The organism is Paenibacillus sp. 1182 (assembly GCF_017833915.1).
GTDB lineage: Bacteria > Bacillota > Bacilli > Paenibacillales > Paenibacillaceae > Paenibacillus > Paenibacillus polymyxa_D.
This window is the reverse complement of record NZ_JAFICR010000010.1, coordinates 186,935-208,728: the sequence shown is the minus strand read 5'-3', so window position 1 is coordinate 208,728 and position 21,794 is coordinate 186,935. Positions and strand designations below refer to the sequence as shown.

Below are 21,794 nucleotides of genomic sequence, written 5' to 3'. Positions count from 1 at the left end.
GGAAGAAGACATGTCCGTTGAAAACGTATTGAAAACAATTCAGGAAAATAATATTGAGTGGGTAGATTTTCGTTTTGTAGATTTGTCTGGTCGTGCTCACCATATTTCATTGCCAGCTTCCGAAGTAGATGCAGAAACATTTGTTAACGGTGTTGCTTTCGACGGTTCTTCCATTCCCGGCTATCGTGGCATCGAGGAATCCGACATGGTTATGCTGCCCGATGCAGAAGCGGTTTTTATTGACCCTTTCACTCAGCATCCTACACTGAATATTCTGTGTGACATTGCTACGCCAGATGGCGAAAAATACGACCGCGATCCTCGCGGCATTGCAAAAAAAGCTGAGGAATTTCTGCAATCCGCAGGAGTCGGCACAGCAGCATTTTTTGCACCTGAGTCCGAGTTTTTCATCTTTGATGATGTACGCTACGAAAGCGGCATGAATAGCTCCTCCTTCTTCGTAGATTCCGAGGAAGCAGCTTGGAACACGAACCGTAAGGAAGAAGGCGGCAACCTGGGCTTTAAAGTGGGAGTGAAGGGCGGATATGTACCTGTAGCGCCAGTAGACACCCAACAAGATATCCGTAGTGAAATGTGCCGTTTGCTTGAAGAAGCAGGTCTGAGAATTGAGCGCCATCACCATGAGGTAGCTACGGCAGGCCAAGCGGAAATCAACTTCCGTTTTGACACACTCAAGAAAACAGCAGATAACCTGCTCGTTTATAAATACATTGTACACAACACAGCTCGTCAATATGGTAAAGTGGCAACATTCATGCCGAAACCGATTTTTGGGGATAACGGAAGCGGTATGCACGTTCACCAATCTATTTTCGATGGGGACACTCCTTTGTTCTACGAAAAAGGTGGTTATGCTAATCTGAGCGAAATGGCTCTTCATTACATTGGCGGTATTCTGTACCACGCACCTGCGTTGATCGCTTTGACCAACCCAAGCACCAACTCGTTCAAACGTCTCGTTCCTGGCTACGAAGCACCAGTTAACCTGGTATTTTCCAAAGGTAACCGTTCTGCGGCTGTACGTATTCCAGTAGCAGCTGTTACTCCTAAAGGCTGTCGGATCGAGTTCCGTACACCGGACTCCACGGCTAACCCTTACCTTGCCTTCTCAGCAATGCTGATGGCGGGTCTGGATGGCATCAAGCGCAAACTGAACCCAATCGAATTGGGATATGGTCCACTTGACAGCAACATCTACGAGCTGTCTGATGCTGAAAAAGGTAAAATCCGTAGCGTACCTGGTTCATTGGATGAGGCTCTGGACGCTCTGGAAGCTGACTACGAATTCTTGACTGAAGGCGGCGTATTTACGAAGGACTTTATTGATAACTATGTAGAGCTCAAACGTTCTGAAGCTAAATCGGTGAACATCCGTGTTCATCCACACGAATACAGCCTGTATTTTGACTGCTAATAAGTCGATAGCATAGCTGCTTTGAATAAAAAACATTAGCTTACGGGTAACACTTGTTATTCAAAATAGGTCTCCGGTCTTATGCCGGGGACCTTTTAATATTAAAGTGAAAATCACAGAATAAAGATGTTAAATATGTTAACATTCACAACTTTGTCACATCATAAATGAAATTGAAAACATTTTTATACAAGTCTTGAACGCATTTATGAATACTGCTATCATAGCGATAATATCCACACCAGAGTAGAGAAGGGATGGGAATTTGTTGAGTAAGAGAGCCTACAATTTTAATGCAGGACCAGCGGCATTGCCGCTCAAAGTACTGGAACGTGTACAAGCTGAATTCGTAGATTTCCAGGGAACAGGGATGTCGATCATGGAAATGTCACACCGTGGAGCTGTGTATGAATCTGTTCATAATGAGGCGCAGGAACGTCTGTTATCTCTGCTGGGCAATCCACAGGGCTACAAGGTGTTATTCCTACAAGGGGGCGCAAGTACGCAGTTTGCAATGCTACCTTTAAATTTCTTGCGCGAAGGACAGACTGGGAGCTATGTAATGACAGGTAGCTGGTCGGACAAGGCATATAAAGAAGCCAAGCTACTGGGCAAGGCTCATATTGCTGCATCCTCCGCTGATGAGAAGTACATGCGTCTTCCGAATGTGGATTCCTTGGACTTGCCTGAGAATACTGCTTATGTGCATATGACGTCCAACGAAACGATTGAAGGTACACAATTTAAGCAATTTCCGGATACGGGTTCCGTACCATTGATTGTGGACATGTCCAGTGATATTTTTTGCAAGCCTTTTGATGTTACTCAATTTGGATTGATTTATGCTGGCGCACAAAAAAATCTGGGACCTTCTGGTGTGACGGTCGTGATTGCCCGTGAAGAGTTGCTGACTTCCTCACCGGACAATATTCCTACCATGTTGCGTTATAGCACATATGAAAAAAATAACTCTCTCTACAATACCCCCCCATCTTTTGCCATATACATGGTGAATGAAGTGCTGAAATGGATTCAGGAAGAAGGCGGTTTGGAAGGTATTGAGCGTGTGAACCAGCAGAAGGCTGCTTTGCTATACGACCGTATTGACAGTAGCGAAGGCTTCTATCGTGGTTGTGTGGACAGCGCTGATCGCTCTATTATGAATGTAACCTTCCGCCTTGCGAATGGGGATCTGGAAAAACAATTTATTAAGGAATCCGAACAGGCCGGGTTCATCGGACTGAAGGGACATCGCAGCGTAGGAGGGCTTCGCGCCTCGATCTACAATGCTGTTCCATTGGAGAACTGTCAAGCATTAGCCGAGTTTATGGACGGATTCAAGCAACGTAACAGTTGATTACGTCGACATATATTTCGATACACGATATTTGAAATCGAAAAAGTAAATGTAGAGCCTTCCCTGAATGTGTATAGGGGAAGGCTTTTAGTGGTGTGGGTTGAAATTTTTGTCGTTTGATGTTCATATCTGTCTGATTTTGTTAAAATAGAAGAATGTGTATGTTTTCAATGTATACACTTTGGTTAAACTGTAGGTTATTTGTCTGATGAATTTAATGATGAAGGGAACGAAACGAGATGCCATTACATATTGTGCTTGTCGAGCCGGAAATCCCGGCCAACACAGGGAATATTGCCAGAACGTGTGCTGCAACCGGAACTCATCTGCATTTGGTGAAGCCACTCGGCTTCCGTACCGACGATGCCACGTTAAAACGCGCCGGACTTGATTATTGGTACGCTGTCCACATTGAATATCACGAGTCTTTTGCTGAAGTGCAGGAGAAATATCAGGAAGGTCGCTTTTTTTATGCGACGACCAAAGCAAATCAGCGGTATAGTGATATTGCATTTCAGGATGGAGATTTTTTGGTATTTGGTAAGGAAACGAAAGGCTTGCCTCCTGAATTGTTAGCTGCTAATCCAGATACATGTATCAAGATGCCTATGTCTGATAAAGTAAGATCTCTAAACTTGTCGAATTCCGCTGCAATTATCGTATATGAAGCGCTGAGACAAATGGATTTTCTGGATTTATCATAAAGAGCATCAGGTGAACAAGTATAAATGCGAATAAAGAACCAGGACCTTAGTTGCTAATAAAAGTTTCACTTTTATTGCTCAAAAGTATATGACAGTGGAGCTTAAATCAAGCTTGTATGGTCAAAAATTTGCGAAATTTCTCAACTAGGGCTAATAATAATTGGCTTTCCGGTCGATAAAAATATTATAGACATTCTGTACCATACTTTGATATGGTTCATGATTTTATGAAAAAATGTAATAAAATTTCCTGTGATCAGCAGGATTCGACAAAAAGACAGCGAATACTACATAAAGAATAGTGTCTTTGTACCTAGTTTTTCGCATGGTAAGAAATTGTAAGTTATTACTCAATAGGAGAGGTGTACGATCACGATGAAACCTGCCGGTGTGGTACGTAAAGTTGATCAGCTGGGGAGAATAGTTTTGCCTAAGTCACTGCGTAAAAGATATCAAATGAATGAGGGAGATCCTGTCGAAATTTTGGTTCAGGGTGACCACATTATTTTGGAGCGTTACCGTCCAAAATGTGTATTCTGCGGGTCAGTAGAACAAGTGAACGATTTCAAAGACCGTTATATTTGTGCTCAATGCCTGACAGAAATGACACAGTATTCCTCCTAAATGAGGCAAAAGCATCACGACATTCGTTCGTGATGCTTTTTTTCGGATAGAGACGTACGTCGGCAAGCATATTTAATTTGGTAGCAGACTACACATAACTATTTATAGAACAAAAAATGAGTAGGGACTGGACGCAAATTACCATCTGACGGTTTGTTTACGACTCGACCGTTAAGTATAAGCGACGAGGAACCGCCTCCGTCCAAATTATAGGCATCTTGAACACCTAGATTGTACATTTTTCCTTGCAGTTCTTCGAGCGTCGCGCCCGAACCCCCGCTTTCATTGTAGCCGTCTACGACAATAATGAGCAACTGATCATCTTTATAGTTGCCAATGACCGTACGTGGGGCCCGCTTGGGGGAGACTTTCCATTTGTCAGGAATAGGCATTTTTTGTCCCCTTTGCAGCAGGACGGGAACGAAGGTAGCCCCAAAGGTAGGCTTTAAGCTGTCAAGTGCACCTTGACTGTAAAATTTGCCACCGATAAGCTTGCCATCGTTACTCAATCCGACGAAGGATAAATCCTTAAAACTGGACTGAAAGCCAGTAAGGTAGTGGCCATTCAAGACAGTAGTGCTTAATGGATAGCGTTTGCCGTCTCCATCCGCAAAGCCGCCTGCATTGATGCCTGCAATAGCTCCGTGTCTCAAGACTGCACGCATGGTGGTTTCGGAGCCACCCAATTTGTCACTTCCCAAAGACATTTTCATAGCAGTAGGATCTTTAAGTTTGACCTTCATAGCGTAGCCATGATAAATTCCCGGGTTTACCTTAAACAATTCAATGGTAATCCGGTTGCTATCTACCCGCTCATAGGGAACCCCCAGTTTGGCGGTGATGCGTCGATCATAGATGACCGCGGGCCGCTTGGACTGCGTAGAGGCAGTCACGACAAGCTGATTCATCGTTTGGGTCGTTTGCTTGTAGAGCTCAGAAGTCCGGCGAATTGTAGATAAGGTGTACGTTGCCGTTTGCTTGGCTTCATCAAGCTGCTTGCCTACTGATTGCGTTTGTAGAGTGACTTCAGCTTTTTGCAGACTTGAAGAAGTAGACCCAGGAAAGCTCAATGAGGGATGCACTAACAAAATACACCCTAACAAACCGATAAAAGGAGCAAGGGCCAACATAAAGAACCGATTCACTTGTTTTGCGTCTACATTCATTTTAGCAAGTCCATTTTTTTCTGAAGTGTATTGAGCTGCTGCTTGACTTCGTTTAATTGGGTGTACAGTTTATTACTGTTATCGGTCTTATTGTTTGCATTATCCTTCGTGAAGGTCAGTAGTTCATTGAAGGACTGGACTTTGCCTTGCAATCCGCTAACTTCCTTGGAAAGAGCAGTCAGTTGCTTTTCATAGTCAGATTTGAGTGCTTGAATCTGTTGGTCTGTATGGGTTTGCATCTCGTTTAGCATTTGCTGCTTCAAGTGATTGCTATACAGATAGGTTGCGAGAGCACCTAGTATAATAAGAATGAACCAAAATAGCAGAAAAGCCTTTATGGGTAACCCCTTTCTTGAATTGCTCCGCCGAGCTTCGGCAGAAGGACGTTCAGGTGAAGCTTGCATACGATTTTCAACTCCCGTGTAAAGTCAAATTTCCAGTCTTTATTTGCAGTTCCAATTCTATCATGGGCCTATTTATTTCGCAAAAGCGAAATAGTCGTATAAAAATATTGGAAAAAGAGATTGCATCGGAAGGAAGTCCTAGGATACAATTTCCTTAAACGTTTTTCGCTTCCTATACGTTCACATTCGCGCAATTTCTACATATGCAATCACCAATTTTAGGATTATTTTCGCTATTAACTATGTATTTTTTTGTAAAATCAGGAGGTTTAGATATGAGAAAAGTATGGCAGGTGGTCATCATAGATATCCATCCTACAAGTATGCTGGGAACAAAGCTTATTTTGGAAGACCAGCAGGATTTGCTTGTCAGAGGGATGTCTTCCTCCGGAACGGAAGGCTTGGAGCTCGCTTGCTCCATTCGACCAGAAATCGTTTTAATGGACTACAGGTTGCCTGAGGGAACGGCGGAACCATTTTTGACACAAATGCGGGCCTTGTCTCCGGACAGCCATATTGTTATTATGACGGATGAGGATAATATTACTTTGTTTCAGCAGCTAATTTCGCTCGGAGCAAATGGAATGTTATCCAAACAGGCATCACCGAGCCAGTTAATCCATCTGATCAACGGTTTACGCGAAGGATTTGCTTCCTTGCCGATGGATTGGATTCGGTATGGAAACTGGCCCTTTATGCCGTTAATGGCATCCGAGCCTTTTGACGAATTGACACAAACCGAAGTGTTTATTATGGAACGTATTGTACAAGGAATTACATATGACAAAATTGCTATCGAGATCGAAGTTAGCCGGCGCTCCATTGATAATTATCTACGTAAAATTTATGCAAAATTAGGCGTGTCCAGCCGGGCGCAGGCGATTGAACGTTATGCCTTATATGCGCGTCAGAGGAAGCAGCTATATGCCTGATGCGTCAGCCCGGAGATCATGACCTATTTTTCAGGAGAAGGAGGATGTTCATGCAATATTCCTTTGCTTCACGAACGGCTGCGATGTTGGCTTCTCCAGTGCGTCATATCCGGGAAAATGCGAGAAGACACTCCTTTATATCTCTGGCTGAAGAATTGCCTGCACAAGAGCTGTTTCCGGTGAAGTTGCTGGAAGAAGCGGCCCATGATGTGTTTGGCTCCGGCCCTGATGCCCTCCAGTATGGTGAACCGGAGGGCTATTTTCCTTTGCGAGCATGGCTTGCGGGTGAGTGGGAACAGCGTAAAGGAGTAAGAGTACCACCAGGTCAAATCCTTCTCACGACAGGTAGTCAGCAGGCCATTGACCTGATCATAAGGCTGATGGTGGATGAGCGTGATCCGGTATTGGTCGAAAATCCTACATCTCCTGGATGTTTACAAGTACTATCTATGCAGGGTGCACAGATCGTTCCTGTAGAATCAGATGGGGAAGGTGTCATTCCTGATAAGCTTGAAGCTTTAATGATCCGTTATCGACCCAAGCTTTTTTTTGCCACGCCAACGTTTACGAACCCCACGGGCTCCTTGTGGAGCGCTGCAAGGCGGCAGGAAATTTTGGACCTGTGTAGGCATCATGAGGTACTGGTAGTTGAGGACGATTCTTATGGTGAATTGCATTTGAAGCAAAAAAATGAGTCCCATGACAAGAGTCCGCATGGTCAGAGTCGAAAATTCGCAGAGACTTACCCCTCACTATTTGCGCTGGATCATGCGGGTCAGGGCGGTCAAGTGCTCTATATCGGTTCGTTCAATAAAACCGTTGCTCCTGCGCTGAGAACGGGTTGGGCTGCTGGTCCTGCGCCGCTGATTGAAGGAATGTACGCCTTGAAGCAGTTGGCTGATATGCAATCCAGTACGATGAACCAACGGCTGCTGTTCCAATTGCTGACCAGCTCGCGTTTTCAATGGCACGAGCACTTAGCGATGCTGAACAAGGAATATTCGACTCGACTTCAATTAATCTTGGAGTTGCTCAAGCGTCCGTTTTGGAAAGACGTGACGTATCATATTCCGTCCGGTGGCATGTATGTATGGGTGCAGCTGCCCGAGGGGCTGGACAGCGCATTGCTGCTAAAGGCGGCGTTACCCAAAGGCGTAGCCTTTATGCCAGGTGCGCTATGTGCGGTTGGTAGTGAAGGCGCGTCCCATATTCGCCTCAATTTCAGCCATCCGGGCCGTGAGCAATTGCTTATGGGCATGAATCTGATCGGTGAGACGATTAGTGAATTTACTGCACGGAGCTAGCAAAAACCATCGCCCCATGTCAGTCATCCACCGTTTCCGCAGCAACGGTGGAGTAAGTGATTGGCGCTTCCGCAATCTGGCGCTGTCCACTGTCCTCGTCAAGCTCTGCGTCCATTCCAGCGGCCGTTTTAATGCCATGTTCTTGCAGTACTGCCGCATACTCGTTCAGGGCAGCTTCGCCAAACGGAGTCAGTCGATAGCGGCCGCGGGATACGCGCTCAAACCAGCCGTAGTAGTTATGCTGAAGCACGGCAGCAGCTGTGCTGACGGCTGCTATGCGAGCGAGCTGCGCCGGAGCGGCTTCCCCCAAGCTCTGCAAGGCTGCCGCTACGCGCAGCGCTTTTTCCCGATAGGCAGTGACCAGCTTGCGTCGGGTGCTGCCGCCAGTATTGTGGTCACCGCTGCGTGCGTGAAATTCCCGCAGTAGCTTTTCCTTGCGCGAGCCCGGGCGTACCGCTGCTGCATTGCGGGCATTGTCGCTAGGTAGCGCAGGGTTACACAGTACCTCAACGAGCGGCGGCTTCGTTTTGAAATGGGTGACGGTAAGCAAGCCAAGTCCTAACTGGCGGCACAGTCCCACCAGTTCGTTCCAGCGCTGATTCACGGCCCCTTTTTTGGCACGATTCCGTTCTACAGCCACATATACATTGCTGCTTAGTTTCAAACGCTGCATGCCTTGCAGCACAAGCGCCAGGTTAAACGTCTTTTTGATCTCTACAATCAGTGGTGTCTGTTGCCCTGGCTTGATACCCACCAAATCGCAGTTGCGCACCTCTCCTTTGACTTCATATCCCAAGCTCTCAAAAAAGGCTTTCACCGGAGCGTACAGCTCCGTCTCATGCCGAACCGCCATGACTTCTCCCGCTCCTTTATCCCATTATTCCGAGCTTATATTGTACCATAATGCGTCAGGTCCGCGTCGTTGTTGTATATTTTAGCACAGTGTATCCCTTGGTTTTTTCGATAAAGCAGAGAGACCTGTCACAAAAAATAGGTCAATTCTGAAATCAATCTGCATAGGTATGTATTACACTTTTTTTAAGGGGATTGCATCATATCCTGAAAGGCGTGACGAGTGTAGCCATAATCATCCGGAGTGGAGGATAGTCATTACGCAGTCATGGGAGGAACCGAGCATGAATATTTTTGAACGCGTTGCGGAGTACCGGGCGGAAAACAACCGTCTGGCCTGGAGCGGCACTTTTAGAGAGTATATTGAGATACTCAAGAAAGACCCGACGCCGGCGATGACAGCTCATGCACGGGTTTACAAGATGATTGAATCTTTTGGTGTAGAAGAGGTTCGGGGACATAAGCGATATAAATTTTTTGAGCAGGAGATCTTCGGACTGGATCGAGCGCTGGAAAAGTTGGTGGAGGAATATTTCCATTCCTCAGCCAGGCGACTCGATGTGCGCAAGCGTATCCTTCTTTTGATGGGACCCGTCAGTGGGGGGAAATCGACACTGGTCACGTTGCTAAAGCGTGGCCTGGAGAAATTTTCGAGAACGGATCAGGGAGCCGTATACGCGATTGAAGGCTGCCCGATGCATGAGGACCCGCTTCATCTGATTCCCCATGAGCTGCGTCCCGATTTTGAAAAGGAGCTGGGTGTACGGATTGAAGGTAATCTCTGCCCATCCTGCCAGATGAGATTGCGCACAGAATTTGATGGCGATATTGAAAAGGTCCGCGTGGAGCGGGTGTTTATATCAGAAGAAAACCGGATTGGTATTGGTACGTTCAGCCCTTCTGATCCGAAGTCACAGGATATTGCTGATTTGACGGGCAGCATCGACTTTTCCACGATTACGGAGTATGGTTCGGAATCCGACCCGCGTGCGTATCGGTTTGACGGAGAGTTGAACAAAGCAAATCGTGGACTGATGGAGTTTCAGGAAATGCTGAAATGCGATGAGAAGTTTTTGTGGAATTTGCTTTCTCTGACCCAAGAGGGGAATTTCAAGGCCGGACGGTTTGCGCTCATCAGTGCAGATGAGATGATCGTGGCTCACACCAATGAATCCGAGTATAAAAGTTTCATTGCAAACAAAAAGAACGAGGCATTGCAATCAAGGATGATTGTAATGCCGATTCCTTATAACCTGAAGGTGTCTGAAGAAGAAAAGATTTACGCCAAGCTCATTAAACAAAGTGATATGAGACATATCCACATTGCGCCTCATGCGCTGCGTACGGCTGCCATTTTCTCCGTGCTTACCCGCTTGAAGGAGACGAAGAAACAGGGGATGGATCTGGTCAAAAAGATGCGCATGTATGACGGTGAAGAGGTCGAAGGATACAAGGAAGCCGATCTGAAAGAAATGCAAAGTGAGTTTCTGGAGGAAGGTATGTCCGGGGTAGACCCGCGGTACGTCATTAATCGCATTTCTAGTGCATTGATTAAGCAAAATGTGGAATCCATCAATGCCCTGGACATTTTACGAGCAATCAAGGATGGTCTGGATCAACATGCCTCCATCACAAAGGAAGAACGGGAGCGCTATCTGAATTTCATTTCCGTGGCTCGTAAGGAGTATGACGAATTGGCGAAAAAAGAAGTGCAGAAGGCCTTTGTGTACTCTTTCGAGGAATCAGCCAAGACGCTGTTTGACAACTATTTGGATAACATCGAAGCTTTTTGCAATTGGGCGAAAATTCGCGATCCGCTCACAGATGAGGAACTCGACCCGGATGAGCGGCTCATGCGCTCTATTGAGGACCAAATCGGGGTATCGGAAAATGCGAAAAAGGCATTCCGTGAAGAAATATTAATCCGTATTTCTGCGTATTCTCGCAAGGGACGGAAGTTTGAGTATCATCATCATGATCGGCTGCGAGAAGCCATTGAGAAGAAGCTGTTCGCCGATTTGAAGGATATTGTGAAGATTACGACTTCAACCAAAACGCCTGACGCTAATCAGCTCAAACGGATGAATGAGGTGATTAAACGACTGATTGAGGAGCATGGCTACACAGGAGCCAGCGCTAACGATCTGTTAAGGTATGTAGGTAGCCTCCTGAATCGGTAAGACGAAATAATAAATAAGTACAGCATGGTGAAACTATGGATTGATCTGGATGGTGCCACACAGTTGTGAGGTTCCGATAAACGTGTTTTAGAGGGAATTCGGCAAGCACAGGGGGGTTCAGGTGCCTGTCGAATTCTTTTTTTAGTATCATTAGGCAGCGGAGAGTGCCTGCAATATTGCTTCTTCGCAGGAACATACAGAGGAATTGGCTTCGTTCACGAAGCTGATAAAACATGGTGAAGGAATTGGAAATGCTACAGCACTCCTCGGAAATGTTAAAGGTGTAAGATGTGGCTTGAAGACTATCCTTACGTTGGAAGCTTTACTATTGCAATGATTCAGTCATAGACTTTTTCCATTCCATATGAGCCGCAAGTACTCTTTTCCATAACTCGTCCCGTTCCTGGCGACTGTAGTTAACGAGCGGCTCGCCAAATACATCTGCCAACACTTCCAGCCACTGCGACTTCTTATCCAACTCTATTTTTTCCAAACCGTTTAGCCCGCGTTTTTTCCAAATACATCCTCTGAGTTCATTCGCCTCTAATGCTTGCCTTTGCCGAATCAGAAACAGGTTAAACCATGGAGATTCCGGTGAGCGGCTATAGAAATGATGTTTCGGCATAAATTCTTCCAAATCCTGAACAACCGTAGGAGCAAAATCAACGCCAACAAATGAAGCAAGCGAGTCATGCTCTAAGCGCCAACCTTTTGTAACAACCCCGGATTCCATGACTTTATAATGAAGAGGGGCTTGTTCATAAGTCCCCATACGGAGTGGAAGAGGCTCATATGGCATATCGCCCAGCCCGACATCAACAATCCATACTTCATCTTCTTGCTGCTCATTTAGCAAGTTCACTGTTAGTCCAAGATGAAATGAATTAATGCGTGGTTCAGCTCCCAGAGGTTGTACCCCGGCACGATGCAGAGAAACTTTGTACCCTAGTGAATATAGTAGTGCACTAAATGCACCATTCAGATGGAAACAATAACCACTTCTCCCATGTAGAATGAGTTGAACGGATTCTTGAAAACCAATGGCTGCCGGCTTCCTTGCAAAAATGTCCAATGTTTGCCATGAAAGATGTTTTACATGAGCCTTATGCAGCTCAACTAGATAGGAAAAGGTAGGAGGCTGAATTTCGGGAATTCCGATTCTGTTTAAATAAGCTTTTATTTCTTCTTTTGTCATGGTGTACATGTACAATCACCTCTATTGTTAGTTTCCCAAATTCTCTTCTCGAAACCATTAAGCATTGAGTCTTAGCATCATTGTAGAAGGGGGAAGTGCTGTTTACAATGCTATATATTTTTGGTTGTACCGGTACAGTCAGCAATTCGATTGGCTTTAGCGGCATGCGCTTTTCCTGTAGTTGGTTGTCAGAACACAAAAAAACAGACCGCTTCATCGGGTCTGTTTTTTTGTTTAGTTCCAAGCTGACAGATTATAAGAGTGATCTAAGTTCACGTCGGTATTTGTTCAAATGCGCGAACGACGGAATGACTCGCTTGGCAGAACGGAAGCCGCCTATTCTGATATTGCGGACCACATGATAGGGAGAGATCAATAGTGCGTGAAGCAGATGCAAATCATGGGTGCTCAATGGACGATATCGTTGATAGTAATCTATCGCGCGCAGCATCTTTGTCCCATTCCAAAGACAATTCCGATGAAGAAGATGGGAGAGATCTTTCATCCTTACATGTAGGGAGCAATTTTCAAAGTCGATCATATGGATTTTGAGCTGTTTGTCTTTAATCAGATTGGGATAATTATAGTCGCCGTGTATAAATGCGGCGGCTTTTTGCTCTTGAGCAATGGCTTCTCTAACTTTGGGCTGCTGTAGGCGATGGGACACTTCTTCACAAAGAGCTACGAGATGTGCTGTACCTCTGTATGGGATGAGGCGTTTTTTGTATCCAGCTATTTCATCGCTCAAGCCTTCATACCGGATTCTGGATGGCGGAGCTTCAGTGATAGGAAAGCCAACGGCACTGGAATGGAATTTGGCTAAAGTAGCAATTCCCTTTTTGAAGTCTATTCTTTTTGTGAATTCTGGTCTGAGTCCATGAACCCAATTGGTTAATGTATACGAAACACCTTCATAGGTCATGTAAGCCGTTTGTTGTACTGTTGGATAGACCTTTTGGCTGCGTGTAAACCCGCGCTCATCCAAGTAGGACAAGACACGTGTAATAAAACGGATCTCTTCTTCCGGGAATTTGTAGGGTTTTAAGCAATAAGTCGTATTAGCGGTCTCAATCTTGTGAATGTCCTTCATTTGACGGGTACGCTGAATTTTGATTCCGTACATCTGCTCAACGTTCGATAAAATCGACATTTTGATCCTCACTTTCTTTTATACATGAGCCCACTCCTGCAAAATATGGATGATTTGTAATCGAAGAGGCCACGACTGATCCCAATTGTCCAGGATTTCGCGATCTCTTGAACGATTCGGGTGTCGGGAAGCATGCCAGGCTTCTCGTGGTAGTTTATATAAAGCTGTGACAATCTTCCGTTCTGTACGGCTTAGTGGTTTGCTCTTTTGGTATCCCTTCAGCAAGGATTGCACAAATTCAGGATTGAATTGAGTCGTATTCATAAGGGCCTTTGCCAAATCAGCATAGACTGAGCCGATCTTAACCCGATCCCAATCAATGATTTTGAGATGACCGTCATCCGAAATAATGACATTCGGGGTAGTGATATCACTGTGTATCAAGGAGGGATGACGATGTTCCATCCGAAGCAGCCTTATAATGGATGCGTCCTGCAAATCCTTCCATGCTCGCCTGGATAAACGTTTGCAGTCTTCGCCGTGAGCATTGTACCAGTTGCGGTACGTTTTATCATGGTGACTGGTTTTTGTCATTTTTTTTTGAAAAAGACGATCCTGGTTTTTCCATATCCGCAATTGTTGAATGGTCGGAGGGGATTTTCCTTTATCCATCTGATGCAAGCCGGTGGAGGTGGCGTGAAGTGTAGCAAGTGCCCGCCCCAGTTTTTCGAAATCTTCAGCGGTCTCCAGTCCCCGTCCTTTGATCCACTGACTTACATAAAATGGCGTCCCCTGATATAGAGTCCATAACTTGCCGGAATGAGTGGGGAGCCATGCGGGCATGTAAGTATACTTTCTCTTTTTCAAAAGCCTGATATGGCTCGCAGCTCGTTCCATCTGTTGAATCGTATTTGAACGGACCATCTTTGTACGACTAAAGGGCTTTAGTGCATAAGTTCCTTTTTTCGTTTTCACCTGGATCACTGCATTTTTTCGGTATAATGATGAGACTAAGCTTGATTTTAACGGGATCAGGCCGAAACGACGGGTGATTTTGCGAATCTGTGCTTTAGTATAGGATTTCGCCATAAGAACCTCACTTGACTTTGGATTGAAGAAAAAAGGTAATCCTCTGTTAGTTATCAGTCTATTCATGAAGAAATAATAGGTGCAGTTTTATGGAGCCATCTTCGTTCTTTTCCTGTGTCACATTGGTCAAAAAAACGGAGCAGCGAAAGTTCGCTGCTCCGTTTTAATTAGCTCTGTATTTAGTTACCCTAATTATGACCTGGGTAATTAATATTCGTTGTCATCATCATCGTCTGTATCCACGATTGCGCCAGATGATGCATGGATATCAAGCTCAACGGTTCCTTCGTTGGTGAGTACCTTTACCTCGTAGATGAATTGTCCATCTTCCTTATCCAATTTAGAAGACAAAAGGGTACTCCCGGGCACGTGTTTAAGCGCAATTTGCCCAGCCTGCTTTTCAGTCAGGGTGATGTGATTTGGCTTGTTAAGGATGGACTCGTCATTCGAGTCATGATCAAGCTCAGAATGGGAACGGATGGTTTTCCCAGTGTAAGCATCAACATCTATATCCCAATCTTTATCTCCTTGTTGGAGATCCACCTCATAGTAGACCTTTCCGTTTTTGCGCTCCAGTTCGACATCTTCAACTTGTGCATTATTCCCCACAGCTTTCTTGGCAATGTTGGCAGCGGCGGTCGCTCCAATAAGACCCGTAGGTTTAGCGGCCCATACGGCACTCGCTGAGACACCCGTAACCGTAACTCCAAGCAGAACCGTGGCTGCCATAATTCCTAATGTATAATTTTTTTTCATTACATCATTCCTCCTTGTGCTATAAGCATGAATACAGCTTATCTCTTGAACATGAGAGGAACATAATAGAATCATGAGAAAACCATGAGAAACATGAGCTAAGATGATCGTCAAATCGTCATGATTCGTCGTGCTCCTGTTTTTCTTTTTCCCAAGTTATAGAGTCAATAGAGCCCGATACTGCATTGACCTGTACTACTGCTTCACGCCCATCTTTTACCTCAACCTCAACCAGATAGTAGAGGCCTTTGTCGTTGCGATGAAGCTCAATATCATCGGATGTTCCGTTAACTGCTTGGGCAGCAAGCTTGGCTGCTTCTTTCTCCGTAATGACGAGAGAAGCTGGGTCAGGTTTATTAGTTGGATTCGATGTGTCTCTGGTTGGTGAGGTACCGGGCTTGTGGTCCTGGGGCTCCTGCTTCGCATCTGTATAAGCCTGTGCCCGCTTAATGGATTCGATGACACCGTCATAGGCATTGGCTTTTATATCGTACTTCCCTTTGGCGCGTTCCAGCCTGATCAGATAAAAATCACCCAAGCGTTGGGATTCGAGCACCTCGCCGGGATACTGATGCAAAACGGATTGGATGACGGCCTTTTCTTCCAATGGAGAAGCTGCTAACGACCGTGCCCTAGGCCACTGTAAAAGACAAATTGTAATCAATACAGCCGCCAGCGTACCCCCAATCATCCACACATAGATGGCTTTCATCGTTATTCCCTCCTTTGGCTTATTATTTTGGAACGGTAGGGAGGATGATCGTTGCCGTTGTTCCGCTCCCCTCTACACTTTCTAGCCCAATTTGAGCATGTATAGCTTGTGCAATTCCTGTAGCTAATGATAAGCCTAGCCCAGCCCCACCTTCCTCGCGGCTTCTGGCTTCATCCACACGATAGAAACGGTCGAATACTTTAGATAACTTTTCTTCCGGGATTCCAATTCCTTGATCTGTGATTTTTATGCAGGGTTGAGTTGTGCCGTCCACGGTATCAATCATCAGGTATATCGGCTCGTCACTGTATTTGCGTGCATTATCCAAAAAGATAAATAGGAGCTGCTTCAGCTTATTTTCATCGGTATAGCCAATGCAGTCTGCCTGTACATCCAGTTGAATTTGTCGGGCGAACGCATTTTCAAATGTAGCCTTTAATTCTGTCGCTATTCTGGTCAGGCGTACAGGCTCCAGCACGACATTCCACTGTTCTTCGTTTCTGGCTAACAGAAGAAGCTGCTCTGCCATGTCCTTCATTCGGATCGCCTCGGAATGGATCGCTTCAACGGATTCGGCAAAAATCTTGGGATGCTGCAACCCCCGCCGTTTGAGCAGGCTGGCATAACTTTCAATAATGGTGAGCGGCGTCTTCAATTCATGGGACGCATTAGATACAAATTGTTCTTGCCTGACGAAATTTCGCTCTAGCAGTTCAATCATGTCATTAAATGTTTCACCCATTTCGACCAGTTCGTCGCGTGATGATGAATGGAGCGGAAGACGTTTAAATTTCCCGCTGCGCTGAATTTCTTTCATCGTGCTAATCATAGATGTAATTGGACGTGTAATCAGTCTGCCGAGCAGTCTTCCCGATACCACGACAGGAATGAGCGCAATTCCAGTGACAGCAACAAGTACGATTCTGAGTACCTGTAGCGTCTGCATCGTCGGTTGCAGACTTTCGGTCACCTGGAGATTGACAACCTCGCCATTGGTCCAAATCATGGGGAGCGATACAAGAATGTAACGGTTGCTTTCATAGGTAATGATGCGAACCTGCCGTGTTTCATCAAAAACGCCCTTCATCAAGCTAAGAGATTGCTCGGAAGAAGAGGTGATAGGGGGAAGAAAGTCGCCTTCTGGTTTCATTAGCCGAAGCATGCCATCCAGCGGTACATAGGCTCGGAGAAGATCCTCAGCGGCTACGGATACCGGAGCACGTTGAATCCCACGAATCATGTTTTCTGCTGCGGCCTCTACCTGGTCTTTTCGACTGTCTATCGAAAGTTGGCTGAATAGGAAATAGACTGAGAAGTTAATGGCCACAAGTAAAATCCCGAATAATAACGAGGTATACGTATGGATTTTGTTTTGTAGCTTCATAAGGATTCCTTCAGTACATAACCAATTCCGCGTACAGTATGGATCAGCTCAGGGAGCTGGCGCGTAGGGTCGATTTTATTGCGCACGTAGCGAATATACACATCGACCACATTGGTATCGCCCATATAATCTATGCCCCATACATTCTCCAGTAATTGTTCACGGCTAAGTACCTGCCGCTGGTGTCTGAGTAAATGAACGAGCAAGTCAAACTCTCGCGGTGTAAGCTCAATGTTGTGCTCTCCCCGAAGAACTTCACGAGTACCTTCATGGAGACGTAAATCCCCGGCACTAAGCCATTTATCTACCACTTGTGGAGCCATGTCTTTCGTTGCACCCACTCTGAGTGCGGCCCGTACACGTGCAAGCAGCTCTTCGATCACAAACGGTTTGGTAACATAATCATTGGCTCCCAAATCGAGTCCCTCGACCTTATCTGCAATGGAACTTTTAGCCGTCAGCAAAATGACAGGAACGTTCGCATCATGCTTGCGAATCCTCCGAAGTAGCTCGATGCCATTGAGACCGGGAATCATAATATCCAACAACACTAGGTCCCAATTGCCTTTGCAATACGTCTCCAGCCCATCAATTCCGTTTTTTTCTTTACATACTTGATAGCCTTCAAATTGAAGTTCGATCTCTAGAAGCCGGGCAATCTTTTCTTCGTCTTCTACGATCAAAATAGATTGTTTCATGATCATGCCCTCCTGTAGGCGAATAGCCGATACGGAAGTATTTTAGCATATACGGACAGGTAAGACACTTCAAAGCGCAGGGCAGTGAGGGAAGAGATGTTTATACTGCGTCATATTTCCTTGACATTAAAAAGGGACAAAGTGTAACGATAGCGCTATGGAAAGTTGCAGTAACATAAGTTCAGGCCGCGGGCTTGCCCTTTGTCGCCAGGAGCGTAAAATAAAATGAAGCGAAAGCAGGGAGGGCAGGACATGGATAAAAAAATACTGATAGCGGACGATGAGGCGAGCATTCGAAATGCGCTGGCTTATGCGTTAAAGCGAGAGGGTTTTTTGGTGGAAACCGCCGTTGACGGGGAGGACGCCTTGGAAAAAATACGTTTGTTCCATCCGGATGTGCTCATATTGGATGTGATGATGCCCAAACTGGGTGGATATGAGGTGTGCCGCCGTTTGGAAAGTCGGAAGGGCATCGGTATTTTACTGCTGACGGCCAAAAACGATATCGTTGATAAGGTACTCGGACTGGAGCTGGGTGCGGACGATTTTATGAGCAAACCGTTTGATCTGAGGGAGCTGCTCGCTCGTATTAAAGCATTGGTACGGAGACTGGAGCGAGAAGGAGCACCTGCCCCGGAAGGAACAGAAATGGTACTCGGCCCATTACGGGTACGTCCGTCCAGCCGAACAGCTGAACTTGGAGCCATAGCGCTGGATCTGACCCCCAAGGAGTTTGATGTGCTGGCGCTGTTGGTGTCTCATGCCGGAAGGGTGTATACACGGGACGAGCTGCTGGAGCAGGTATGGAGCTTCGATTATGTGGGCGGAACGCGGACGGTGGATATTCATATCCAGCGTTTGCGCAAGAAGCTTGAGCCGCATCAGGCGATATTGCAGACCGTGTATGGTATCGGCTATAAGGCAGAGAAAATGACGTGAACGAACATCATTCACTCCATCAGCAAGGAAGCTTGCGGTCCACCCACCAGCAGAAGCGCAAACGCAAACCTACAGGCTTGAGCCTGCGTTGGAAATTTCCGCTGGTACTGGCGGCTTTGCTGCTGTTTACTGTCGGTGTGCTGAGCTGGCTCGTGCTTACTGGTATTCGCGCTAACCAGACAGACCAAATGGAACGCAGCTTAAAGCGTCAGGCCGAAATTGTAGAAATGCGTGTAAAACAGTCTTACCTGTTGGGAGTGCGCCAATCACCGGAAGACTTTATGAAGAAGCAGGCACCTGGGCTCGCAGTGGAACTGGGCGTATCCAGTAATATGCGCGTTATTTTATATGATGGTCAAGGGCATGAGGTTGGCAATTCTCTACCGCTGGCTTTTAGAACAGATGTCAGCCAGGCGCTCTCCTATGCGATCCAAGGCAAAATTGCATACATTACGGAAGGAAGCGCAATCACTTATTTGGCTCCGCTTCAAGGTCCGGACGGCTTACTGGGAGTGGTACAGCTTCACAGCTCAATAGAAGCGCAGCAGCAGTTCTACCGGGCCATTGCCCACTTGTTTCTATGGACGGGGGGTGCGGTGCTGGTATTGAGCTTTATCTTAGGTTTAGGCTATGTCAGCCGCCAGACGAGGGACATCGGAAGACTAACTCGCGCTTCTGAACAGATATCGGCAGGGCATTATCCGGAAGCCAGACTGCTTCGGCGGCAGGATGAGCTGGGAAGACTGGATGAAGGAATGCTCCAGATGAGCCATGTGATCCGGGAGAGCATTACCGCGCTGGAAAACGAAAAGCTTCGGCTGGAAGAAACGGTTCAGCGTTTGAGAGAGCTAGAGCAGCAGCAAAAATCTTTTATTGGAAATATCAGTCATGAACTAAAGACCCCGTTAACCTCTATTCAAGCTTATGCTGATTTACTGGATATGTATGGGGATGATCCTGAACTGGTGCGTGAAGCGAGAGAAAGCATCAGTAAGGAAACAAAACGGTTATACGAGCTTGTCGAGGACTCGCTGCGGCTATCTGTGCTGGATAAATATGATTTTGAATTGCATACGGAGGTTGTGGAACTGCATTCGTTACTGGAAGATGCGGGGAGCCATATTCGAGGAAAAGCGGCAGCGCGTAGACTGGATTTTTCGATAGATACCGTTCCAGCCCAGGTGTGGGGAGACCCTAAGCATCTGATGCATATTGTACTAAATTTGCTGGATAATGCAGTAAAGTATAATCAAGACGGTGGATGGATTACGTTATCGAATCGGGTAGAACAGGACACTGTGATTGTGTATGTACGCAATTCCGGTCCGTGGATTCCTAGGGAGCAATGGGACATGATTTTTGAGCCGTTTGCTACTTTAAGTCGTGATCGATCTCGCCAGGACAGCGGTACGGGACTCGGTCTTCCTCTGGCACGCAGACTGGCGGAGCGCATGGGGGGAGAGTTGCAGCTTACAGCTTCAGATTATAGTAGCTTGGAAAATGACAACAGGCATACAAATGTAAGTGGAAATGAATTTTCGCTTAGACTCCCTCTCTTGGTTCACGATGGCTCCCTGTAAACGGCCAACTGTTAGCACAGGGCTAGAATGGTGTCTTGTTTACAACTTGGAAACAATTCGATGTATTCATGAGATGTTCGGGCATTAAACTGGGGGTATCGTTAACAAGGAGGCCGTTGTACATGATAAAGAAAAACATAGACAGCTATGGGCAAAAGAACGGTTCCTCTCATCGCGAAGATTCCCGTACAAGAATTTTCAGACAGAAAGCCACTGGGCTGCTTATGACCGGCTTAATCGCCGGAGGATTGCTCAGCGGTTGTGGCATGAAGAGCGCAGGAGAGACAAATCCAGCATTCGGTATGAAACCGGGCCAACAGCTTACTGTGATTGACACGGATGCAGCCCAGCAGCAAGTAACGGACGAGCTGGTGGTATCGTCTATCGACAGGCTGGGGGATGTCTACGCGAGGTCTTGGCTGAGTGACGAAGAGCTGATTGTGGAGCGTAAAACCCAGCTGTGGATTCATAATGTAGAGACAGACAAGGAGCGGATTTTAACACCAGGTCGTAAAGCTCCACAGTTACTTGCTGTGGTATCACCGGATCAGCGCCATGTCTTCTTTACTGAAGGTAGCCCCAACAGCAAATATGATATTCAGGGCTACATTTTGGAACTAAGCAGTGGTAAGGTTACATCGATTGGCAAGTTGGATATGACTAACGAAGTGAGCTGGAGCGATGAGAATCATCTCATTACAGGCACACCGGATGGTAAAATCCGACTGATTGGTCTGGACGGCAAAGCTGAAGAATTGAATTTTCAAGATCCGAATCGCTCTGAATTGATGTCTCATGTTGAAAAAGTGGGTAACGCCATATTTTATACAGGCAGTGATAAACAAGGGTATCCAGTGCTGAATCGGTTCACCCTTAATCATCCTCAGGCTGTGACCATTGCAGAGGGTGCCATGTCCTTTGCCGTGTCGCCTGACGGTAAGTCTATTGCCATTGAAAAGCAGAAATGGAATACATCCGAACCAGCCCGTATGATCATTTTGGATGAACAGGGCAAAGAGAAAGGAATTGTCGGGCAAGGTACTTTAATGAGTCGTGGAAGCTGGTCCAGTGACGGGTCCAAGCTTGCTTTTTCCATTTATGATGAGGATCAGCAAGGCATGAGAGGGCTGTATGTATTTGACCAGTCCACGGGTAAAACCACTCCGGTTACGACCAATATCCAATCCTATGACAGCCCAACGGTATGGAGCCCATCCGCCCGGTTTTTATCCATGTACCAGAACATTTCGGAAGGTGGAAAACAGCTCAATCAAAGCTATATCGTCGAATTTAAGGAAAAGTAGTAAAAGGCGTATATCCGTTTGTTCGGAATGCGCCTTTTTAAATGCAGACTGGCTATTGATTTTATATGAGAATCAATTTCATAACTCAT

20 protein-coding genes are annotated in these 21,794 nt (G+C 46.1%); 10 read left to right on the top strand and 10 right to left on the bottom strand.

Features of this window, described 5'->3' with window-relative positions; all coding sequences use genetic code 11:
- The first annotated feature begins 10 nt into the window (after positions 1-10).
- The 4 genes from glnA (at position 11) to JOD82_RS20305 (ending at position 4,120) form a co-directional block, all read left to right on the top strand.
- A complete protein-coding gene (gene glnA, locus JOD82_RS20320) occupies positions 11-1,435 on the top strand; it encodes a type I glutamate--ammonia ligase (protein WP_029516512.1) in 1,425 nt (474 codons plus the stop codon).
- A gap of 265 nt (positions 1,436-1,700) precedes the next feature.
- On the top strand, positions 1,701-2,792 hold the full coding sequence (serC, locus tag JOD82_RS20315; protein ID WP_029516513.1) for a 3-phosphoserine/phosphohydroxythreonine transaminase: 1,092 nt from the start codon (positions 1,701-1,703) through the stop codon (positions 2,790-2,792).
- Between the two features lie 239 nt (positions 2,793-3,031).
- Complete coding sequence (gene trmL, locus JOD82_RS20310; RefSeq protein WP_029516514.1) at positions 3,032-3,496, top strand: tRNA (uridine(34)/cytosine(34)/5-carboxymethylaminomethyluridine(34)-2'-O)-methyltransferase TrmL; 465 nt, start codon at positions 3,032-3,034, stop codon at positions 3,494-3,496.
- Between the two features lie 375 nt (positions 3,497-3,871).
- Positions 3,872-4,120: an AbrB/MazE/SpoVT family DNA-binding domain-containing protein gene (locus JOD82_RS20305; RefSeq protein WP_013309439.1), complete on the top strand. Its 249-nt coding sequence runs from the start codon at positions 3,872-3,874 to the stop codon at positions 4,118-4,120.
- Positions 4,121-4,218: 98 nt separating this feature from the next.
- On the opposite strand, the gene JOD82_RS20300 is transcribed toward JOD82_RS20305, so the two are convergent.
- Positions 4,219-5,286, bottom strand: a complete 1,068-nt coding sequence (locus JOD82_RS20300; protein ID WP_029516515.1) for a phosphodiester glycosidase family protein — start codon at positions 5,284-5,286, stop codon at positions 4,219-4,221.
- Positions 5,283-5,690 (bottom strand): hypothetical protein, encoded by a 408-nt coding sequence (locus JOD82_RS20295; protein WP_029516516.1) that lies wholly within the window; start codon positions 5,688-5,690, stop codon positions 5,283-5,285. Before JOD82_RS20295 ends, JOD82_RS20300 begins: the two co-directional genes overlap by 4 nt.
- Before the next feature lie 275 nt (positions 5,691-5,965).
- Here JOD82_RS20295 and JOD82_RS20290 point away from each other — a divergent pair, with 275 nt between their 5' ends.
- Both JOD82_RS20290 and JOD82_RS20285 read left to right on the top strand, forming a co-directional pair.
- The gene (locus JOD82_RS20290) at positions 5,966-6,622 is read left to right on the top strand and encodes a response regulator transcription factor (RefSeq protein ID WP_029516517.1); all 657 of its coding nucleotides are present in this window, start codon (positions 5,966-5,968) and stop codon (positions 6,620-6,622) included.
- A gap of 50 nt (positions 6,623-6,672) precedes the next feature.
- Positions 6,673-7,926, top strand: coding sequence for an aminotransferase-like domain-containing protein (locus JOD82_RS20285; RefSeq protein WP_165145068.1), 1,254 nt, complete (start codon positions 6,673-6,675; stop codon positions 7,924-7,926).
- Between the two features lie 19 nt (positions 7,927-7,945).
- On the opposite strand, the gene JOD82_RS20280 is transcribed toward JOD82_RS20285, so the two are convergent.
- Complete coding sequence (locus tag JOD82_RS20280) at positions 7,946-8,779, bottom strand: DUF2161 domain-containing phosphodiesterase (RefSeq protein ID WP_209949853.1); 834 nt, start codon at positions 8,777-8,779, stop codon at positions 7,946-7,948.
- A 283-nt stretch (positions 8,780-9,062) separates the two neighbouring features.
- Between JOD82_RS20280 and JOD82_RS20275 the strand changes: the two genes are divergently transcribed.
- Positions 9,063-10,958 carry a PrkA family serine protein kinase gene (locus tag JOD82_RS20275; protein WP_209949852.1) on the top strand — a complete coding sequence of 632 codons (1,896 nt, stop codon included), beginning with the start codon at positions 9,063-9,065 and terminating at the stop codon, positions 10,956-10,958.
- 325 nt (positions 10,959-11,283) lie between these two features.
- On the opposite strand, the gene JOD82_RS20270 is transcribed toward JOD82_RS20275, so the two are convergent.
- From JOD82_RS20270 to JOD82_RS20240, 7 genes are all read right to left on the bottom strand, one after another.
- On the bottom strand, positions 11,284-12,162 hold the full coding sequence (locus JOD82_RS20270; RefSeq protein ID WP_209949851.1) for an arylamine N-acetyltransferase family protein: 879 nt from the start codon (positions 12,160-12,162) through the stop codon (positions 11,284-11,286).
- 244 nt (positions 12,163-12,406) lie between these two features.
- Positions 12,407-13,303 (bottom strand): aminoglycoside phosphotransferase family protein, encoded by an 897-nt coding sequence (locus JOD82_RS20265; RefSeq protein WP_209949850.1) that lies wholly within the window; start codon positions 13,301-13,303, stop codon positions 12,407-12,409.
- An 18-nt stretch (positions 13,304-13,321) separates the two neighbouring features.
- Positions 13,322-14,332 (bottom strand): aminoglycoside phosphotransferase family protein, encoded by a 1,011-nt coding sequence (locus tag JOD82_RS20260; protein WP_209949849.1) that lies wholly within the window; start codon positions 14,330-14,332, stop codon positions 13,322-13,324.
- 207 nt (positions 14,333-14,539) lie between these two features.
- On the bottom strand, positions 14,540-15,088 hold the full coding sequence (locus JOD82_RS20255) for a PepSY domain-containing protein (RefSeq protein WP_209949848.1): 549 nt from the start codon (positions 15,086-15,088) through the stop codon (positions 14,540-14,542).
- A gap of 118 nt (positions 15,089-15,206) precedes the next feature.
- Positions 15,207-15,800: a PepSY domain-containing protein gene (locus JOD82_RS20250; protein ID WP_209949847.1), complete on the bottom strand. Its 594-nt coding sequence runs from the start codon at positions 15,798-15,800 to the stop codon at positions 15,207-15,209.
- Positions 15,801-15,822: 22 nt separating this feature from the next.
- Positions 15,823-17,184, bottom strand: coding sequence for a sensor histidine kinase (locus tag JOD82_RS20245; RefSeq protein ID WP_209949846.1), 1,362 nt, complete (start codon positions 17,182-17,184; stop codon positions 15,823-15,825).
- Complete coding sequence (locus JOD82_RS20240; protein ID WP_076294949.1) at positions 17,181-17,882, bottom strand: response regulator transcription factor; 702 nt, start codon at positions 17,880-17,882, stop codon at positions 17,181-17,183. The genes JOD82_RS20245 and JOD82_RS20240 overlap by 4 nt, the downstream gene beginning before the upstream one ends.
- A 252-nt stretch (positions 17,883-18,134) precedes the next feature.
- Between JOD82_RS20240 and JOD82_RS20235 the strand changes: the two genes are divergently transcribed.
- The 3 genes from JOD82_RS20235 (at position 18,135) to JOD82_RS20225 (ending at position 21,705) form a co-directional block, all read left to right on the top strand.
- Positions 18,135-18,821 (top strand): response regulator transcription factor, encoded by a 687-nt coding sequence (locus JOD82_RS20235; protein WP_029516529.1) that lies wholly within the window; start codon positions 18,135-18,137, stop codon positions 18,819-18,821.
- Positions 18,818-20,401 (top strand): sensor histidine kinase, encoded by a 1,584-nt coding sequence (locus JOD82_RS20230; protein ID WP_209949845.1) that lies wholly within the window; start codon positions 18,818-18,820, stop codon positions 20,399-20,401. The genes JOD82_RS20235 and JOD82_RS20230 overlap by 4 nt, the downstream gene beginning before the upstream one ends.
- 122 nt (positions 20,402-20,523) lie before the next feature.
- Positions 20,524-21,705: a TolB-like translocation protein gene (locus JOD82_RS20225; protein ID WP_209949844.1), complete on the top strand. Its 1,182-nt coding sequence runs from the start codon at positions 20,524-20,526 to the stop codon at positions 21,703-21,705.
- Positions 21,706-21,794: the final 89 nt, after the last annotated feature.

Bases quoted from the DNA above. Each gene is read 5' to 3' on its own strand.
- JOD82_RS20305 (WP_013309439.1), top strand. From the start codon at position 3,872: ATGAAACCTGCCGGTGTGGTACGTAAAGTTGATCAGCTGGGGAGAATA.
- JOD82_RS20245 (WP_209949846.1), bottom strand. From the start codon at position 17,184: ATGAAGCTACAAAACAAAATCCATACGTATACCTCGTTATTATTCGGG.
- JOD82_RS20255 (WP_209949848.1), bottom strand. From the start codon at position 15,088: ATGAAAAAAAATTATACATTAGGAATTATGGCAGCCACGGTTCTGCTT.
- JOD82_RS20260 (WP_209949849.1), bottom strand. From the start codon at position 14,332: ATGGCGAAATCCTATACTAAAGCACAGATTCGCAAAATCACCCGTCGT.
- JOD82_RS20265 (WP_209949850.1), bottom strand. From the start codon at position 13,303: ATGTCGATTTTATCGAACGTTGAGCAGATGTACGGAATCAAAATTCAG.
- JOD82_RS20300 (WP_029516515.1), bottom strand. From the start codon at position 5,286: ATGAATGTAGACGCAAAACAAGTGAATCGGTTCTTTATGTTGGCCCTT.
- glnA (WP_029516512.1), top strand. From the start codon at position 11: ATGTCCGTTGAAAACGTATTGAAAACAATTCAGGAAAATAATATTGAG.
- JOD82_RS20240 (WP_076294949.1), bottom strand. From the start codon at position 17,882: ATGAAACAATCTATTTTGATCGTAGAAGACGAAGAAAAGATTGCCCGG.
- JOD82_RS20295 (WP_029516516.1), bottom strand. From the start codon at position 5,690: ATGCAAGCTTCACCTGAACGTCCTTCTGCCGAAGCTCGGCGGAGCAAT.
- JOD82_RS20285 (WP_165145068.1), top strand. From the start codon at position 6,673: ATGCAATATTCCTTTGCTTCACGAACGGCTGCGATGTTGGCTTCTCCA.
- JOD82_RS20250 (WP_209949847.1), bottom strand. From the start codon at position 15,800: ATGAAAGCCATCTATGTGTGGATGATTGGGGGTACGCTGGCGGCTGTA.
- JOD82_RS20280 (WP_209949853.1), bottom strand. From the start codon at position 8,779: ATGGCGGTTCGGCATGAGACGGAGCTGTACGCTCCGGTGAAAGCCTTT.
- JOD82_RS20225 (WP_209949844.1), top strand. From the start codon at position 20,524: ATGATAAAGAAAAACATAGACAGCTATGGGCAAAAGAACGGTTCCTCT.
- JOD82_RS20235 (WP_029516529.1), top strand. From the start codon at position 18,135: ATGGATAAAAAAATACTGATAGCGGACGATGAGGCGAGCATTCGAAAT.
- trmL (WP_029516514.1), top strand. From the start codon at position 3,032: ATGCCATTACATATTGTGCTTGTCGAGCCGGAAATCCCGGCCAACACA.
- JOD82_RS20270 (WP_209949851.1), bottom strand. From the start codon at position 12,162: ATGTACACCATGACAAAAGAAGAAATAAAAGCTTATTTAAACAGAATC.
- JOD82_RS20275 (WP_209949852.1), top strand. From the start codon at position 9,063: ATGAATATTTTTGAACGCGTTGCGGAGTACCGGGCGGAAAACAACCGT.
- JOD82_RS20290 (WP_029516517.1), top strand. From the start codon at position 5,966: ATGAGAAAAGTATGGCAGGTGGTCATCATAGATATCCATCCTACAAGT.